Source organism: Ruegeria sp. HKCCD7255, from assembly GCF_013031565.1.
Taxonomy (GTDB): Bacteria; Pseudomonadota; Alphaproteobacteria; order Rhodobacterales; family Rhodobacteraceae; genus Ruegeria.
Genome location: NZ_WQAG01000001.1, coordinates 496,608 through 513,047 on the forward strand (window position 1 = coordinate 496,608; position 16,440 = coordinate 513,047).

Consider the following 16,440-nt stretch of genomic DNA (forward strand, 5'->3'; position numbering starts at 1 on the left):
CTTGTGCTTACCCATGTCATCTGGAAGCACTATGCCCAAAGCCCGATTAACAAAATCAAGTGTCGATCGCCTTTCAGCAACAAACCGGGACACGATCTATTGGGACGACGGTCTGCCGGGTTTTGGACTCCGTGTGAAAACGACCGGCGTCAAAAGCTTCGTAGTTCAATATCGCAACAAACAAACCGGTCGGTCGAAACGCAAGACACTTGGGCGATATGGGCCGACCATGTCTTTGGGCGTCGCCCGCGAAATAGCACGCGCGCTTCTTGCAGACGTAGTGCGTGGCGCAGATCCTGTCGCCGATGCTCAAAGCCTAAGGCATTCACCAACGGTGAACTCACTTGCCACGCAATACATGACCGAACATGCGGAACCGAAGAAACGTCCCGGTAGCGTTCGGAATGATCGGTCAATGCTGGACAGATACATTCTCCCCAAGCTTGGGGATCTTAAAGTCATTGAAGTGACGCATCAGCATGTTCAGAAGCTTCACAATCAAATGCGTGATACGCCCTATCAAGCCAATCGCACTCTGGCGCTCATGTCGAAAATGTTTGAACTGTCTGTGCGCTGGGGTCAGCGTTCTGACAATCCGGCGCGCGGCATAGAAAAGTTCCTCGAGGAAAAGCGGGACCGCTGGTTGTCAGACGGTGAGCTGCAAAGACTTTTAGTGGCTCTGTCAGAGCATCCAAATCAGGTTGCAGCCAACGCTATTCGCCTGCAGCTCCTGACAGGCGCACGGATCGGCGAAGTGCTGAATGCAAAATGGGAAGACTTCGATTTGGACCGCGCGACCTGGACAAAGCCGTCGCACCACACAAAGCAAAAGCGACGAGAGCATCTGCCGATTTCGTCAGCAACCTGTAATTTGCTTGCGGCAATGAAAGCAGGGGCATCTCCTGAAAGTCGTTGGTTGTTTCCGGGACGCTCTCCGGACCAACCGTACAAAGATCTGAAGAAATTTTGGAGCTCGGTCACCACATCAGCAGGTCTTCAAGACTACCGTATCCACGACAATCGGCATACGCATGCGTCGCATCTCGTTTCCAGCGGTCTGAGTCTGCCTATAGTCGGTCGATTGCTTGGACATACAAACCCCTCCACAACCCAACGCTACGCCCATCTTGCAGACGACCCGTTGCGGCAGGCAGCGGACGTGGTGGGTAAGAAGATCAGCGATGGCAGTTCCTGAAACCTGAGAATTTCCTGTGTTGCCGCCGGATGCTGTAGTGATTGCGCCAAGCTGGCAAGCGCTTGAATATTCCCGCTGATGTCATCACAGCCATAGACCGCATTGATCCTGGCCTAGTTGCTTAGGTCTGGGCGACGATCGGGTGCGCATTTAGAAAACGGTGATGTCGCAGAGCCTTGCTTTGTAGGGGGACACCTCTGTTTTTTTACGCGGTCCGGTCCGTTGGCTGCTGAAATTTCGAACACAGCAGCGGTGGTCCCGCTGCAATACCAATAGAAACTTGCTGTCGGACGGTTTGCCATCGGATTTCGGAGAATCCGTCGCTTTGTGTTATATTGCTATAACTTACACGGATTGGGAGGGCGCAACATTGTCAAAAAACATTAACCTTGAGGAACTCGTTGAAACATTGGGGCCGAAATTTGCAGATCGGATTGCGGAACTGGATTCGACGGACGAGTTTGTCGCGGAGAACTATGATGAGTTGAAAGAGGCAAAAGTCTTTTCGGCCCAGATACCGCAAGACCTCGGCGGTGGCGGCGCGTCACACAGCGAAATGTGCGCCTTCCTGCGCGCGCTGGCGCATCACTGCAGTTCCACTGCACTTGCCGTTGCTATGCACCAGCACCTCGTCGCCGCGGCGATCGTTAATCACCAGGCGGGAAGACCGGGCAAAGCGCTGCTGGAAAAGGTTGCAGGAGCTGAAGCCATCCTGATTTCGACAGGCGCCAACGACTGGCTTGAGTCCAACGGCAATGCCCAAAAGGTAGAAGGCGGTTATCGCGTCTCAGCGGTAAAGCCCTTTACAAGCGGATCGCCTGTCGGCACGGCCTTTGTCACTTCAGCGGCGCATGACGACCCGGTAGAAGGGCCACAAGTTCTGCATTTTCCGGTTCCAGCGAATGCGGACGGAGTGGTTTTTCTTGACGATTGGGAAACTCTTGGAATGCGCGCAACAGGCTCCCAAACGGTGCGTTTCGAGGAGGTATTCGTACCAGAGGAGGCGGTAGCGCTGAAACGTACACAGGGCGAATTCCACCCGGCTTTTAACGTTATCCTGACGGTTGCCCTGCCGCTGATCATGTCGGTTTACGTCGGCGCGGCAGAGGCCGCCTGCGCAATAGCTCGCGCTCAGGCCAGGAAAAGACTGCGGGACCCGGTTACACCATTCCTCGTTGGAGAAATGGAAAACCTTCTGACGACAGCACAGCTCGCTTGCGATGATCTGGTACGCCTTGCCAACGATTTCGATTTCGAGCCATCCCAAGACCTGTCGAGCACCGTTCTCATACGCAAGACAATCGTTGCAAAACACGTGATCGCGGCCGCTGAGAAGGCGATGGAAGTCTCAGGCGGCGCCGGTTTTTTCCGAAAAACAGGCATTGAGCGCCTTCTCAGAGACGTGCATGCGGCACAGTTCCATCCGATGACCGAAAAACGTCAACAACTCTTTACTGGCCGCTTGTCCATCGGATTGGACCCGGTGGACAAGCCTGCGAATGCGAAAATGGTAGCAGAATAAGCGGCAGCTTTGTCCGCAGAGCGTCAGCCGTCAGGGCTACCCCTGTCGTCATATCTTTTGCAAAGCGGACGTTCAGCAGCATCCCAATTCGCCCAATTTCGCTAATTGTGCTAAATTAAGATATGAGCCGAGTATTTAAGCATGTGTTTGCAATCACCTCCGCAGCAAGCCTCTCGATTTTGGCTGATCATTCAACTGCGGACACGGCATTGCCTGACTGCCCTGCGCTGCATCGGGTGCTCAACGAACCACCGGGTGAGCCGTTTGAGTGCATGTGTACTCCCGAGATCGCGAGAACTGAAGGGACCGTCAAGCTCTATGGAAGCGGTCCTTACGATTCCGTCAGTAACATCTGCATTGCGGCCATACACGCCGGTGTAACCTCTCAGGAAGGTGGACCTGTTCGCGTGGTTCCACGACCTCCTGAGGACAGCTTTGAAGGAACCATTGCAAACGGCGTGGCTAGTGAGAACTGGGGCAAAAGCCTATTCAACACTTGGGATGTTGAGGAGGTCGCGCGCTAGAAGAAGGATTTGATATATGGAATTTCAGACGTTGAAACCAGTGGCCTTGGCAGTCTTGGCTGCAGCGGGTTATGGCATTGCAACAATCGGAATGAAACTGGCCTCAGCCGAATGGACGGCAGTAGCGCTCGCGCTGATCATTTTGGGTTTTCTGGCTGCTACTCAATCCGAAGTGGTACTGATGCGGGCAGTCCCGCTTTCCGAACTGTATCTGATAATAATAGCGCTGGAGACGCTGATCGTACTGGCCTACGCCTACAGCATCGGCGAAGGGCTAGAGCCGCGCGATTGGACAGGTGGCGCGCTCATATTCGCGGGGCTCGCGATTGTCTCACACTGACAGGTCTGAGGCGAGGCTCTCGGATGAGATTTCTATCTGTTTGTTTGGCACTCTAGTTTCTTTCATCAACGCCACTGGCGGCACAACCAAGAGACGCAAATGACGCGGAGCAGGAGATAGCAGCGTTTTCTACGGACATAGCGCATTTCGCGACGTTGCTTCGCCTCAGTGAAGATATCTCTTTTTGGCAGAGTGTCTCGATCATGGGTGCCGAGTATGATTGGGAGTTCAGTTACAACAACCAAGGTACAGAAGTATCTGCGTGGACAGTTCGTCTTTACAATGCCTTGGAGGAATCCAAGTCCGAAGGGATTGCGGCCTCTCAAGCAATCGCAAGAAGCACAGTGCTCACTGATAAGGAAAAAAAGCAGGCAAAGCTCTTTTTGCTCAACACGAAGAAATGCGTAGGTATGGAGAGAAGGTCTACCGCTTGCTCAAGGAAGGCATCGTTTCCGAAGCATCAGATATCTATGAGGCGGAAGTTATTCAGCTTCGTCGCGATATTTCAATTTCAGCCACGTCAGCAGTAATCTTTCTACGAGATAGGCTCAAAAGGATTGCGCTAGAGGTTCGCTTAGGCAAGTAACCCGGCGCCAAGTCCAACGTCAGCTTTGTCCGCATTGCGGGCATCGGGCTGAAATCACTGAACGTCTGCACCGAGCCCAAAGCTGCCGTTGTTCCAGTCTGTGGGTGCCGCTCCGCAGCGAATGGCCGTTGTGAGCCCAGAGCGGACCAACCGCGAAATCTTTGCGCGCGGTCGCAGCATAACGAACCGCTGCGCCGCCGCATCCCTTCCACTGCACGGTTGAAGGAAATGCGGATGTTCAGGCAAGATGCGGCGATGATTCCAAGGGCAACGCCCGGCTTCGCGGACAAAGCTGTCGTTTGTTTCCGGCACCATCGATCGGCGAAATTGGCTTATAAACCAATAAAGAACGGGAACGGTTTTTCTTAGAACTTCATAACCGGGACCAATTTGAATAAAATCAAAACAAATGTCGAAAAAGGCGCGGCATTCTTGTCCGAGAAATGCTAGGATTGCGAGACATCGCTTTGCCTTCTTTTGGTTAATAAGCTCATATGTTGAGACGGTTCCTTGCCTTCGCTGCGTTTTGGGCAGCAAATACGACAAATCCGTCCCTTGCTCAAAGCGTAAATCCTGACGCCTCCGAGGCTGCTGCACGAGCGGCTTTGTCTGTCTTGAGTATCGCTGCCACCCCAAACGAGACTTTATCGTCGTTTTCATTTCTTGATGCTTCCGGAGGTACCAAGAGTCTACGCTCGACGCAGCTGCGAGGAGGCTACAAGCCGTTTGGAAACGGGCTGTATTTAGAAGGTCTTGTTGCCTATCAAAAGTATAATCCAGTACTCTTTTTCCCAGAGATCGCCTCCGGTACTGAGTTGGATGTAACTTGGTCCAGTGTGGCAGCAACTGTAGGCATCGGCTGGGAGTTTCCATTGGTTAATGAGTGGAAGATCCGACCGGTCGGACATGCCTCACTTGGCCAAGTAACTGCTGATGCCATTCTTGGCGACTTTCCATTGTTGCGGTCGGGATCCAGCTCCAACGAATTGATCGATGGAAATTTGAATGCATTCGGCATTGGGGCTTCGCTTAGCATTTTCAGAGAGGCACAAATTGGACGGTGGCAGGCAGAATATCGCATCCGCCAAACTTTCTTGGAGTTTGACCCGATCAACGAGCCGCAGGCTGGGAACGCAAGCGCGAGTTCTAATCAAACAACCCTGTTCTCACGTCATCGCTATCCGCTGGAAGACGTCAAAATCTTCGAACTCCCAACGCAACTTGTTCTGGATGCTGGCGTTGTGCTGTATCACGGTGACAGTGCAACCGTTCTTGATACCGATTGGCTAGCAACGGCCGGTATCGGACTTGAGATTGATACTCGTTTGACCGGCCTACCGGCCGTTGAAGCGGGACGTATAATGTTAAACGGTGTAGTTGCTGAAGAATTTTCCGGTTTTTCGGTAGGTTTCGGTCTTCGGTTCTAAGTCGAGACCGCTCCTGTCCAACAACAACCAGTAAGCTCAATATCGTTTTGAACCGCCACTTGTAAGAGCGCTGATTTGAAAAACGACTGAGTTGGACTCAATACGGTCGTTCGGCAAAAAACAGTGACGCGTTGCGTGCTCCGACTTTTGAAGCAGTTGGAACCATCTAATGTCCAATTTGGATACATAAATCGGCAAGGATCGGAATATCAGAATGTTTCACGTACTGAGTGCGTTCATCTCTTTGATTACCTAGCATTTTCCTACAGCCCCGCGTTGATCTTATCTGATGGTAATCGACTCGGGGCAGCTGATTAAAATCACCTCCATAAGCAACTACGCTATAACGTTGCAATTTTGCCGATGTACATTGTCCGTTGGTCTTGAGAGCAAACGTGTAATGCGATCAAACTAGGTTAACTCCCCGTCTAAATAGGGTTCGCGCGGTACCGGGAGTGGCTGGAGGGCGGGAAAAACCACAGGTTGACTTTGCCTGCCAATGTTCCGGTTCGGGATTTCTGGTCGAAATGAGACCCAGAAGCAAGACACGCGCAGCTTCGAATTACGAAAGCTCCACATTAACACAAATGAGGTATGTTGGCAGCCCCTGTGCGTTACCCTCTAAGACGCTTATTGCCTTGATTACCTGTCAATTTAGTTCAGTCTTTCGATAGGGGTAAAACTCCGTTGCGATCTAACGAGCTAGAAGCACAAAACAGTTGGGCACGCATGGCAAATTGGCCGCGGTTGTCGCTATTCAAACTTGTCGGTTGCGACCAGCTTTTGAAGCTCTTTCTTGATCAATTGAGGAACGAAGATGAATTGACCTTGAGACAGATATCGTTCGGACAACAGATCGAACACTTCTCGGGACAGTATGACCGGCAAATAATCCGAATGACCTTTAGCAACAATCTGGTGTTCGGTTTCCAGGTCGGTCACATCGTAACCGACGGTAAGGCTGCCCTCACGCGCAGGTTTATAACCAAGCAAAGCCAATCGATGATAGAAGGCCGCGCGGTATTTTTCGTCTCCTCGCACTGATGCCCTAAACAGTATCTGCCTGCCATCTGCGACTTCGATGATCTTTTGCAAAGTCACATCGGTTGGGTCGACCAGTGTCACATTCTCATATGTCCGCGCAATTGAGTTCAGCGTGACCCGATCGATCTCGGATTCGACAATCCCGTTTTCCGAGGCAGTTACAAAACGGCTCGTTTGTTCTCGATCTCCGACAATGAGGATACGTTTTTTTTTCCAGTCCTGCGATTTCTCAAATTCCCGGATTCGTCGAACAGCAATCTCGACGCGATAAGGCGGAGTGTCGTATTCCTCGGGTCCCGGTAGGAACAAATGATCGTCAACGACGGGGAAAAGTACATATTCGCCCGCATCCTTTGCATTGAACTGGTCTAGAACTTTTTCAAATCCGTCTTCACCATCTAGAGCCGAAAAGCGCCCCCATAGCGGCGAATAGTTAGGACGTACAGAAGAGATTGTTGGTCCGAGCGTGGGATCATCCAAAACCAGACTTTTTGCGATCCGGTCGCCGTCGCCGGCAAAGAGAAACGAAAACCCAGGTGCGAAGTCAAAGCGTCCCGTTCCCTCGACAACTGCGGTTTCTAATTTTTTGCGAGCCTCTTCTACTTGATCTTTCCAGTTGTTCTTGTGGATTTTCCGCCAAAGCAACCGGACCCCGGCAACGCCAAAAGCGTAAATAATAATGTTTGGTAGGTGGTACATAAGATGCTGTTTTTTAACCGGTTTGCCAACCAACCCCCATAGATAGTCGAGCGCTTTGGCCAGCCGTTCGGGAAGAAGAAAAAAGCCGGGCAGGATCTCGATCAGTTTCTCACCTACCTCGGGAAAAATGACCAGAACAGAAGCGAAGAATAAAGAAATCCATGCTGCAACCCGGAGCATGAATCTTCCGAAAGATGTATTGTCGGGAAAGCTGTGATCCAGAAACAGCGCAGCGACTTCTGCGCTGATCCGCTCGCCCGCATTGATCTGCTTGGCCAGCCTGATCAGTTTCTTCTTCGAAAGAGGTCCTTCCATTGCTGACCTGCGCAAATACTTGAACTAGCAAAAATACGTGACCATTGAAGGTATTCATACCTTCGAATGCACTAAAATAAAACGAAAACAACAATTCCAATGAATCCTCCGATTAAGAACTGCATGTCAGTTTCACTTAGCGGTTGAAATTTCCGTGCAACTCATTCGAATTCAACCGATAGCATCGGGAATCGTGTCGAAATCGGACACTGTTTTGGGCTTGGATAAATTCATTAACGCATGAGGGGCGGATAAAGCGGACGGAACTATGTTTAACTAAGTATTACAAACATCAAACTGTGATAGGTTCGCTGAGGATCTCAGATGCGTTTGTCCTGCCGCCGAAATGCAGCAGGTTCATTCAACAGTTCCAGCCCGGAGCGGACATTCGTCACTGAACTATTCAATTTCCGCGATGCAGACCTAGGGTTCATATGATTAAGCGACTTCGAACCAATCCATCATCCCAGTCGCCTGATGTGACAACATATGACAGTGGATCATCCATTTGCCAGGATTGTCCGCGACGAAAGCCAGCTCGACAGTTTCATCAGCAAGGATGAGAACGGTGTCCCGTAGGTCTTTGTAAGGGGCAGAAACACCGTTGCGTGACAGAACAGTAAAATGATGTCCGTGGATACCAGTAGCTTACTTCACCGATCGCACTCGCTGCGGCTGCACGAGTCCGGAAAGTCCGCAGAGCAGACATTGGGTGGATTTCACTGAACATCCGCCAAGCGGACAGCTTACCGTTCTATGTTCCGCTTCTAAAGTCTGTTTTGCGCACTTAACCCGCTTCCAACTCTTAGAAAGCCGGCTTTGGTCCGCGCCATTCAAGTTCTAGCGATCATATTCTGTGCACGGATCACGAGCGGCAGATCAATCATCTGACCATCAACCTGGAAGATGCCTTCCCCCCGTTCTGCGGCAGTTTCGGCGGCCTCTATCACGCGGCGTGCCCAGTCCAATTCGGCGTTGGTTGGTGTGAACACGTCATTAAGGACTTGGACTTGAGCCGGGTGAACAGCGTAGGATACTCGTCGCTTTTGCGCCAGTCGAATACGGAGGCATCCATTAGTGTCCTGTACCGAACCCCATTCAAAAGTGACCTTGAAAGAGGAGCCCGAGACCCATGTCAAAACACACCTCGGATAAACTGCGCATCAAGCGCAAACACCTCGTCTGGCTGAAGGACGCAAAGGGGCTGTCGCAATCTTCGATCGACAAAGCTGCAGCATCGATTGCCATCTATGACAGATGGCTCAAAGGTAAGGACTACAGGGCGTTCCATTCAGAACGGCCCGCGCGTTCAAACGCCATCTGCAAGCTCTGCGCAATGAACGAACGGGCGCGCCACTGTCGGAAGCTACGATCAACGGAGTGTTGCGCGATGTCATGAAGCTTTTTGACTGGATGGCGGACCAACCGGGGTACAAGTCCAGGATCTCGCGCGCGGACATTGCCTATCTCACGCCGGATCGCAAATCGGAACAGGCCCGTCGAAGCACCCTGTGGAAGCCGCATCCGTCCCATGAACAAGTAAATCACCTTTTGTCCATCGTGCCTGCAGAAACAGTGGTCCAGCGCCGTGACCGCGCCCTGATCGCCTTCCTTTTCTTGACCGGATCACGTGAAGGTGCCGCCATCACCGTGCAGCTGCGTCATGTCGATCTAGCCAATAAATGCGTGCAGTTTGACGGCCGTTCCGTGGATACAAAGTTTGGAAAGTCCTTCACGACCAGTTTCTTTCCCTTCGGTGATGATGTCGAAAGGATTCTGCTAGACTGGATCAGAGAGCTTCGTCAGGACCATCTTTTCTCGGACATGGATCCTCTGTTCCCAAAGACGCGCGTCGCTGTTGGCCCGTCCAGACGCTTTGAGGCAGTAGGTATCGCGCGCGAGCCGTGGGCGGGCCCGTCGTCAGCGGCCAGGATCTTCAAGCAAGCTTTCGTCAACGCCGGGCTGCCACCATTTTCGCCGCACCGCGTGCGAGATACGATCGCAGAGCTGGCAAAACTTCACTGCAGGACACCAGAGGATTACAAAGCCTGGTCGCAGAACATGGGACACAACGACGTGATGACGACGTTCAGCTCCTATGGCTCCGTTTCACATGGTCGTCAGGTCGAACTGATGCGGCGGTATCGCCGCCGTGGACCGTTGCCAGACGAGGACGGGTTATTGATGAATGATCAGCTCCGGTAGCGCACCCGAACGACTACGCGTTCGGGAGCAAGCCGGTATCCGTTCCAAGAGAGATTTTCGATCAACTCTTCGGGCCTATCAACTGACAGACCAGCGGACTCGAATCTCTTTGCAATCGTCCTTCGCGCGGTCAGTATTCTCCGCCTAACGACTTCGTCGGTTTCAACGCCTAATTTTTCGACGAGGTCGCCCGACTTCAAGCAGGGATACTCCAAAGGTTCGAGACCTTTGCCTGCTGCACGGAGCCACTCTTCAGCCAAAACGATCAACAGATCCACTGTGGCGTTTTTCTTAAGCTCAATATGTTCGCCGATCAAAACCAAACGTGAGGTTTTGTCGATTTCTATGGTCAGCGGTCGTTGCTCTTTCTCGTTTTTTCAACTAACGCGAAAGCTGTGAACTTGTCTATTGCATCGCGATCAAGCGCCTGCTTCTGCCAGACGGTTTTGCCATACCAGCCGCCCGCATATTCTTCGACAATTCTAGACACTTCAAATGTGTGCTGGGCGAGGGCTTTTTGAAATGTCACTCGCTGTGCATCGGTAGAAAAGCGTCGATCCTCGCCAGTGTGATTGGCGAGTTCCCGGCTCAGATAGTAGTCTAGCGAGCGGTATGTCAGCCGGGCAAAGAAATCCCGCGCGAGTCTCGCAAATGCATCGCCCGAGGCGAAGCTCGCGAGTGCTTGGCGAATTTCTTGCGGTGTAGGTTCAAACAGGGATGGCAACCGGTCGTGCAGCTGAACGGAAAGGCTTTCCAAGAGCGCGACCTTCGCCAATTCTCCTGCATCAGAGGAACTTCGGAGATCGAAGCTGTTGCGATCAATGGCACGATCCAAACCGGCCAGCAAGCCGGTCACTGAACTGAGTTCCGACGTCGCAATGCCCAAGTCAGCCAAAGCGCCTTCGAAGCCCGGAGCCCTTGCAAGCAAAGGCAGCCTCACGAGGAGATCACTTACAAACTGAAACCTAGGGTCACGACTCGCGCGCGAGAGATCTTTGTCGGATGCATCAGCCGCCGCCTCGGCGATCTCTTCTACCGACGCATCGGTTGCAATCAGATCAACGACCTCGCGCCACTTCCTGGACCGAGGCAACGTGCCAAGCCTGATGTGTCCCATCAGTTCCTCCCTTGTCTGCAGAGTTCTGCAACCCTCGGGCGAATGTAAAAGGAAAAATCGGCATCTATGCTTACCCTACGCTTACCCGACTTGAGTGTCAGGCGCGAGATCGTCTCGTAAGTCTTTGAAAAAAGTGGTGAGCCGTGCAGGATTCGAACCTGCGACCCACTGATTAAAAGTCAGTTGCTCTACCAACTGAGCTAACGGCCCACTCTTGTTTGGATCTGTGCGATCCGTGGCGCTCTCTAAGGTATTTCCCTGTGCAGGTTCAAGACCCATTTTTGCGCCTCGTTTCGCCCAACTCATTGCTGTGTCAGGCGTCCCGATAGGCGGCCTAATTAGGCAGGTGGCGCGGGGGGGTCAACCCCTTTTTTCAGGAATCTGCGTGGCAGGGTGGATTCCGTTCTCGGGCAGGGTTATATGCCCGCCATGCAAGGAATTATGGAAAACAATTTGCCGTTCATGAAGATGCACGGGCTGGGCAACGACTTTGTTGTCGTTGATGCGCGCGCGCATCCGGTTGGCGTGACGCCTGCGCTGGCCAAGGGAATCGGGCATCGGCAATTTGGCGTCGGGTTTGATCAGCTTGCTGTGATCGAACCCGGTGACGCGGACGCGCATCTGGTCTTTTTCAACGCCGATGGGTCAACCTCGGCGGCCTGCGGCAATGCCACGCGCTGCATCGCGCGCTTCCTGATGACTGAAAGTGGCAAATCCGAGCTGACGCTCACCACCGAACGGGGCACGCTCTATGCGCGCGACGCAGGTGATGGGCTTACAGCGGTCAATATGGGTGCGCCACAGCTGGACTGGCAGCAGATCCCGCTGGCCGAACAGATGGATACGCTAGAGCTACCGATCGAGGGCGCGCCGACCGCCACCGGCATGGGCAATCCGCATTGTACCTTCTTTGTCGAAGACGCCGAGGCGATTCCGCTGGCCGAATTTGGTGCGCGCTATGAACATCACCCGCTCTACCCCCAACGCACCAATGTTCAGGTGGCGCAGATCATCGGGCCGGACCATATCCGCATGCGTGTTTGGGAACGCGGTGTGGGTATCACTCTGGCCTCTGGCTCGTCGTCCTGCGCGACGACCGTTGCTGCCGCCCGACGCGGCCTGACAGGGCGGAATGTACGTATTGAACTGGATGGCGGCTCTATCTGGGTCGACTGGCGTGAGGATGGTGTCTGGATGACGGGCCCGACGCGCCATGTCTTCTCCGGCAACCTGACGCCCGAGTTCCTGAGGTCGCTGGGATGAACGCGCCCAAATTCACTACCTTGGGCTGCCGCCTGAACGCCTATGAGACCGAGGCGATGAAAGAGCTGTCGCAGCAGTCCGGACTGTCAAACGCCGTGGTGGTGAACACCTGCGCCGTGACCGCCGAAGCGGTCCGCAAAGCGCGGCAGGAGATTCGCAAGCTGCGCCGCGAAAACCCTGATGCACGCCTAATCGTGACCGGCTGCGCCGCCCAGACCGAACCTGAAACCTTTGCGGCCATGGTCGAGGTTGACGCGGTCATCGGCAACACCGAGAAGATGCAGCCAGACACCTGGACGGGCCTCGCCGCGGATTTCATCGGCGAAACCGAGGCCGTGCAGGTTGATGACATCATGTCCGTCACTGAAACCGCAGGCCATTTGATTGATGGGTTCGGCACCCGCTCGCGCGCTTATGTGCAGGTTCAAAACGGTTGTGACCATCGCTGCACCTTCTGCATAATCCCCTACGGCCGTGGCAACTCACGCAGCGTCGCCGCAGGCGTGGTCGTGGATCAGATCAAACGACTGGTGGACAAGGGCTATAACGAGGTGGTTCTGACTGGCGTTGACCTGACCTCCTGGGGCTCAGACCTGCCCGCGCAGCCAAAGTTGGGCGATCTGGTGATGCGTATCCTGAAACTGGTGCCGGATCTGCCGCGTCTGCGCATCAGCTCGATTGACTCAATCGAAGTGGATGAGAACCTGATGCAGGCTATCGCAACCGAGCCGCGCCTGATGCCGCATCTGCACCTGTCGTTGCAGCATGGCGATGATCTGATCCTGAAACGGATGAAACGCCGTCACTTGCGCGATGATGCCATCCGCTTTACCGAAGAGGCCCGCAAACTGCGTCCCGACATGACCTTTGGCGCGGACATCATCGCGGGCTTCCCAACCGAGTCCGAGGCGCATTTCGAAAACTCGCTGCGCCTGATCACTGACTGCAACCTGACCTGGCTGCATGTCTTCCCCTATTCGAAACGCGAGGGCACACCCGCCGCGCGGATCCCGCAGCAGGTGAATGGCAAGACCATCAAGTCCCGTGCAGCGCGCTTGCGCGCCGCTGGAACGGAACAGGTCGCCAAGCATCTCGCCGGTCAAATCGGCAAAACCCATCACATCCTGATGGAAAACCCCCATATCGGTCGCACGGAACAATTCACCGAAGTCAGTTTTGCAGCGCCCCAGCCCGAAGGACAGATCGTTACAACAAAGATCATCGGGCAGAACGAAACCCAACTGACTGCCTGATCGGCGCTTCATCGGGCCAACATATCCGGTGGGTGAGTTGGTCGCAGACCAAGAGGAGGGCCGAACCTCCGACCATTATAGAATAAGAAACCCCCGCAGCCTTTCGGTGCGGGGGTTTCGATTTCTCTGCTTTGGGTGACCCTAGTCCTTGCGGGCTTTGCCCTTGTGCGGCGCCCAGATGCGCTTGTTGACCAGGTAGAGAAGTACCGACAGGACAGACAGGAAGATAACGCCGACAAAACCAGCATTCTTGCGATCCATCATCTTGGGCTCGGCCGCCCACATCAGGAAAGCCGCTACGTCTTCGGACATATGTTCGACCGAATTCGAGTGGCCGTCAGCAAACTCAACCTGTTCATCCGACAGCGGCGGCCCCATCGAGATCCAGCCGCCCGGGAATGCGGTGTTCTCGTACAGGATCGTGCCCGCTTCTTCCTTTTCCTTGCCGGTGTAGCCATCCAGCAGCGATGCGATGTATTCCGCACCTCCCATGCCTTTGACCAACTGGTTGATACCCAGACCATAAGGCCCGTGGAACCCGGCACGCGCCTTGGCCATCAGGCTCAGGTCGGGTGCGCCAACAGCAGTGTTCGCCGGGAAGTGGTCGGTTGGAATCGCCGGGCGGAAATCGTCCAACTCCGGATCGAACACTTCGAAGTTGTCCGCTGCATAGACGATGACCTGCTCTTCGCTGTAACCCAGCGCTTCCAGATCGCGCAAAGGCACGTATTGAAGGCCGTGGCAAGCCGCGCAGACCTCGGTATAGATCTGAAGTCCGCGTTGCAGCTGGTTCTGATCCCAAGTGCCAAAGGGGCCTTCGAACGAGAAGTCGAAATCCTCGATATGCCCCTCGGCACCTGCCGCGAAAGAAGCAGCAGGTGAAAGAGCCAGAGCAAACGCGGCGCCGATTGCAAGTTTCTTGAACATGTTTCCGGTCCCTCTTCTTACTCGGCCGGCGTGGCGTCGGCGTCAGCCTTGCCATAATGCGCGTTGAAGTCGTCTTCGATGGTCTCGGGCTGTGGCAGCGGTTTCTCGATCACGCCCAAGACGGGCAGGATTACGAAGAAATACGCGAACCAATAGGCCGATGCGATCAGCGAGAAGGTTGCATAAGGCTCTTCCGCGGGCATCGCACCCAGCCACATCAGGGCAAAGAAGTCGATGATCAGCAGGTAGAACCACCATTTGAACATCGGACGATACTGACCCGAGCGCACATTCGAAGTGTCCAGCCACGGTGCTAGCGCCATGGCCAGGATCGCACCGAACATCGCCAGAACCCCAAAGAACTTGGCGTCGATGATGCCACCGGTGATGAAGCTGGCGAATTGCACAACCCAAACCTCACCGGTAAAGGCGCGCAGGATTGCGTAGAAGGGCAGGAAGTACCATTCGGGCACGATATGCGCCGGTGTCACCAGCGGGTTGGCCTCGATATAGTTATCGGGGTGACCCAGATAGTTCGGCATGAAGCCGACAATTGCCCAGAAGACAACCAGGATCACGGCCAGCGCGAACAGGTCTTTGATCACGAAATAGGGCCAGAACGGCAGGGTGTCTTTCTCGGCCTCGGCTTTCGATCCACGACGCACTTCAACACCTGTCGGGTTGTTGTTGCCAGTGGTGTGGAAGGCCCAGATATGCACGATCACCAGCGCCGCAATTACAAACGGCAGCAGGTAGTGCAGCGAAAAGAAGCGGTTCAGTGTGGCGTTGTCCACGGCGGGTCCGCCCAGCAGCCAGGTCTGGATCGCCTCACCCACAAACGGGATCGCGCCAAACAGGCCGGTGATCACGGTCGCACCCCAGAAGGACATCTGACCCCAAGGCAGAACGTAACCCATAAAGGCCGTGCCCATCATCATCAGGTAAATCAGCATCCCGATGATCCAGGTGATCTCACGCGGGGCTTTGTAGGAGCCGTAGTAAAGGCCGCGGAAGATGTGGATATACACCGCGACAAAGAACAGCGACGCGCCGTTCTGGTGCAGGTAGCGCAGCATATAGCCACCATTCACGTTGCGCATGATGTGTTCGACACTGGCAAAGGCCAGATCAACATGCGGCGTATAATGCATCACCAGCACGATACCGGTGACAATTTGCAACGCCAGGCAGAACGCCAGAACGATGCCCCAGATCCACCACCAGTTCAGGTTCTTGGGGGTGGGGATCATGATGGTATCGTAAATCAGGCCGACGATGGGCAAACGGCTGTTCAGCCACTTTTCGCCACCTGTTTTCGGCTCGTAATGATCGTGGGGAATTCCGGACATCAGTTGGGTCTCCCTTAGCCGAGTTTGATAGTGGTGTTGTCGACCCATTCCGCAGGCGGAACAGGCAGGTTCTCGGGCGCGGGGCCTTTGCGGATCCGGCCCGCCAGGTCATAGTGCGACCCGTGGCAGGGGCAGAACCAGCCGCCGAAATCTCCGGCATCACCCAAGGGCACACAGCCCAGATGCGTGCACACGCCCATCTGAACGATCCAAGCTCCGGGCGCTTCCCCTTCGGGCGACGGCATGACGCGATTGGCGTCGGTCGCAGGAGCATCGGCGTTCAGGTTGAAGTTCCGGGCCAGAGGGTCCGGCAGATCACCAACAGCCTCTTCATCCTGCTTTTGCGCCTCGGCAATCTCGGCACCGGTGCGGTGACGGATAAACACGGGCTTGCCCAGCCACTTAACGGTCAACTGTGTGCCCGGCTCAACCCCGCTCACATCGGTGCGGATCGAGGACAGCGCCTGAACGTCTGCCGACGGGTTCATCTGGTTGATCAGGGGCCATACGGCTGCACCGGCAGTCACGACACCTGCACCGCCAGCGACGTAATACAGGAAATCTCTGCGGGTGCCTTCGTGGTCTTCTGCGTGGGACACGAGGTTTTCTCCGATTGTCTGGCGCCCGCGAACGGGCAAATAGCTCGCGCACCGCACAAAGGCGGTGTCTTAAAC

16 protein-coding genes and 1 tRNA gene are annotated in these 16,440 nt (G+C 54.4%); 8 read left to right on the forward strand and 9 right to left on the reverse strand.

All coding sequences use genetic code 11. The annotated features are described in order from the left end of the window. The first annotated feature begins 31 nt into the window (after positions 1-31). From GOX45_RS02380 to GOX45_RS02395, 4 genes are all read left to right on the forward strand, one after another. Positions 32-1,195: a site-specific integrase gene (locus GOX45_RS02380; protein WP_171097597.1), complete on the forward strand. Its 1,164-nt coding sequence runs from the start codon at positions 32-34 to the stop codon at positions 1,193-1,195. 370 nt (positions 1,196-1,565) lie between these two features. Further along, the gene (locus GOX45_RS02385; RefSeq protein WP_171097599.1) at positions 1,566-2,717 is read left to right on the forward strand and encodes an acyl-CoA dehydrogenase family protein; all 1,152 of its coding nucleotides are present in this window, start codon (positions 1,566-1,568) and stop codon (positions 2,715-2,717) included. Between the two features lie 122 nt (positions 2,718-2,839). Next, complete coding sequence (locus GOX45_RS02390) at positions 2,840-3,241, forward strand: LCCL domain-containing protein (RefSeq protein ID WP_171097601.1); 402 nt, start codon at positions 2,840-2,842, stop codon at positions 3,239-3,241. Positions 3,242-3,257: 16 nt separating this feature from the next. Then, positions 3,258-3,581: a 5-aminolevulinate synthase gene (locus GOX45_RS02395; RefSeq protein ID WP_171097603.1), complete on the forward strand. Its 324-nt coding sequence runs from the start codon at positions 3,258-3,260 to the stop codon at positions 3,579-3,581. A 640-nt stretch (positions 3,582-4,221) separates the two neighbouring features. On the opposite strand, the gene GOX45_RS02400 is transcribed toward GOX45_RS02395, so the two are convergent. After that, the gene (locus GOX45_RS02400; RefSeq protein ID WP_171097605.1) at positions 4,222-4,713 is read right to left on the reverse strand and encodes a hypothetical protein; all 492 of its coding nucleotides are present in this window, start codon (positions 4,711-4,713) and stop codon (positions 4,222-4,224) included. A gap of 68 nt (positions 4,714-4,781) precedes the next feature. On the opposite strand from GOX45_RS02400, the gene GOX45_RS02405 reads away from it, so the two are divergent. After that, positions 4,782-5,594 (forward strand): hypothetical protein, encoded by an 813-nt coding sequence (locus GOX45_RS02405; RefSeq protein WP_171097607.1) that lies wholly within the window; start codon positions 4,782-4,784, stop codon positions 5,592-5,594. 753 nt (positions 5,595-6,347) lie between these two features. On the opposite strand, the gene GOX45_RS02410 is transcribed toward GOX45_RS02405, so the two are convergent. Beyond that, a complete protein-coding gene (locus GOX45_RS02410; RefSeq protein WP_171097609.1) occupies positions 6,348-7,652 on the reverse strand; it encodes a hypothetical protein in 1,305 nt (434 codons plus the stop codon). 438 nt (positions 7,653-8,090) lie between these two features. Next, positions 8,091-8,291, reverse strand: a complete 201-nt coding sequence (locus tag GOX45_RS02415; protein WP_171098137.1) for a multicopper oxidase domain-containing protein — start codon at positions 8,289-8,291, stop codon at positions 8,091-8,093. Between the two features lie 756 nt (positions 8,292-9,047). On the opposite strand from GOX45_RS02415, the gene GOX45_RS02420 reads away from it, so the two are divergent. Then, on the forward strand, positions 9,048-9,857 hold the full coding sequence (locus tag GOX45_RS02420; protein WP_254445907.1) for a site-specific integrase: 810 nt from the start codon (positions 9,048-9,050) through the stop codon (positions 9,855-9,857). Here the strand turns inward: GOX45_RS02420 and GOX45_RS21940 are convergent. From GOX45_RS21940 to GOX45_RS02430, 3 genes are all read right to left on the reverse strand, one after another. Beyond that, a complete protein-coding gene (locus GOX45_RS21940) occupies positions 9,845-10,180 on the reverse strand; it encodes a hypothetical protein (RefSeq protein WP_217350245.1) in 336 nt (111 codons plus the stop codon). The genes GOX45_RS02420 and GOX45_RS21940 overlap by 13 nt on opposite strands. 26 nt (positions 10,181-10,206) lie before the next feature. Beyond that, complete coding sequence (locus GOX45_RS02425) at positions 10,207-10,974, reverse strand: hypothetical protein (RefSeq protein ID WP_171097611.1); 768 nt, start codon at positions 10,972-10,974, stop codon at positions 10,207-10,209. Positions 10,975-11,108: 134 nt separating this feature from the next. Continuing rightward, positions 11,109-11,184: transfer RNA gene (locus tag GOX45_RS02430), tRNA-Lys, on the reverse strand. 210 nt (positions 11,185-11,394) lie between these two features. Here GOX45_RS02430 and dapF point away from each other — a divergent pair. Both dapF and mtaB read left to right on the forward strand, forming a co-directional pair. Then, positions 11,395-12,237: a diaminopimelate epimerase gene (gene dapF / locus GOX45_RS02435; protein ID WP_171098138.1), complete on the forward strand. Its 843-nt coding sequence runs from the start codon at positions 11,395-11,397 to the stop codon at positions 12,235-12,237. Then, a complete protein-coding gene (mtaB, locus tag GOX45_RS02440; protein ID WP_171097613.1) occupies positions 12,234-13,490 on the forward strand; it encodes a tRNA (N(6)-L-threonylcarbamoyladenosine(37)-C(2))-methylthiotransferase MtaB in 1,257 nt (418 codons plus the stop codon). The genes dapF and mtaB overlap by 4 nt, the downstream gene beginning before the upstream one ends. 141 nt (positions 13,491-13,631) lie before the next feature. Here mtaB and GOX45_RS02445 read toward each other — a convergent pair whose 3' ends face one another. From GOX45_RS02445 to petA, 3 genes are read right to left on the reverse strand one after another with little or no spacing between them, the layout of a single operon-like run. Next, complete coding sequence (locus GOX45_RS02445) at positions 13,632-14,417, reverse strand: cytochrome c1 (protein ID WP_171097615.1); 786 nt, start codon at positions 14,415-14,417, stop codon at positions 13,632-13,634. Between the two features lie 17 nt (positions 14,418-14,434). Next, on the reverse strand, positions 14,435-15,766 hold the full coding sequence (gene petB, locus GOX45_RS02450; protein WP_171097617.1) for a cytochrome b: 1,332 nt from the start codon (positions 15,764-15,766) through the stop codon (positions 14,435-14,437). Positions 15,767-15,780: 14 nt separating this feature from the next. Further along, entirely contained in the window at positions 15,781-16,365 is a 585-nt protein-coding gene (gene petA / locus GOX45_RS02455; protein ID WP_171097619.1) for a ubiquinol-cytochrome c reductase iron-sulfur subunit, read from the reverse strand. Positions 16,366-16,440: the final 75 nt, after the last annotated feature.

Coding starts and splice junctions, on each gene's coding strand:
- GOX45_RS02380 (WP_171097597.1), top strand. CDS start 32: ATGCCCAAAGCCCGATTAACAAAATCAAGTGTCGATCGCCTTTCAGCA.
- GOX45_RS02390 (WP_171097601.1), top strand. CDS start 2,840: ATGAGCCGAGTATTTAAGCATGTGTTTGCAATCACCTCCGCAGCAAGC.
- GOX45_RS02395 (WP_171097603.1), top strand. CDS start 3,258: ATGGAATTTCAGACGTTGAAACCAGTGGCCTTGGCAGTCTTGGCTGCA.
- GOX45_RS02410 (WP_171097609.1), bottom strand. CDS start 7,652: ATGGAAGGACCTCTTTCGAAGAAGAAACTGATCAGGCTGGCCAAGCAG.
- GOX45_RS02420 (WP_254445907.1), top strand. CDS start 9,048: ATGAAGCTTTTTGACTGGATGGCGGACCAACCGGGGTACAAGTCCAGG.
- GOX45_RS02425 (WP_171097611.1), bottom strand. CDS start 10,974: ATGGGACACATCAGGCTTGGCACGTTGCCTCGGTCCAGGAAGTGGCGC.
- dapF (WP_171098138.1), top strand. CDS start 11,395: ATGCCCGCCATGCAAGGAATTATGGAAAACAATTTGCCGTTCATGAAG.
- mtaB (WP_171097613.1), top strand. CDS start 12,234: ATGAACGCGCCCAAATTCACTACCTTGGGCTGCCGCCTGAACGCCTAT.
- GOX45_RS02445 (WP_171097615.1), bottom strand. CDS start 14,417: ATGTTCAAGAAACTTGCAATCGGCGCCGCGTTTGCTCTGGCTCTTTCA.
- petB (WP_171097617.1), bottom strand. CDS start 15,766: ATGTCCGGAATTCCCCACGATCATTACGAGCCGAAAACAGGTGGCGAA.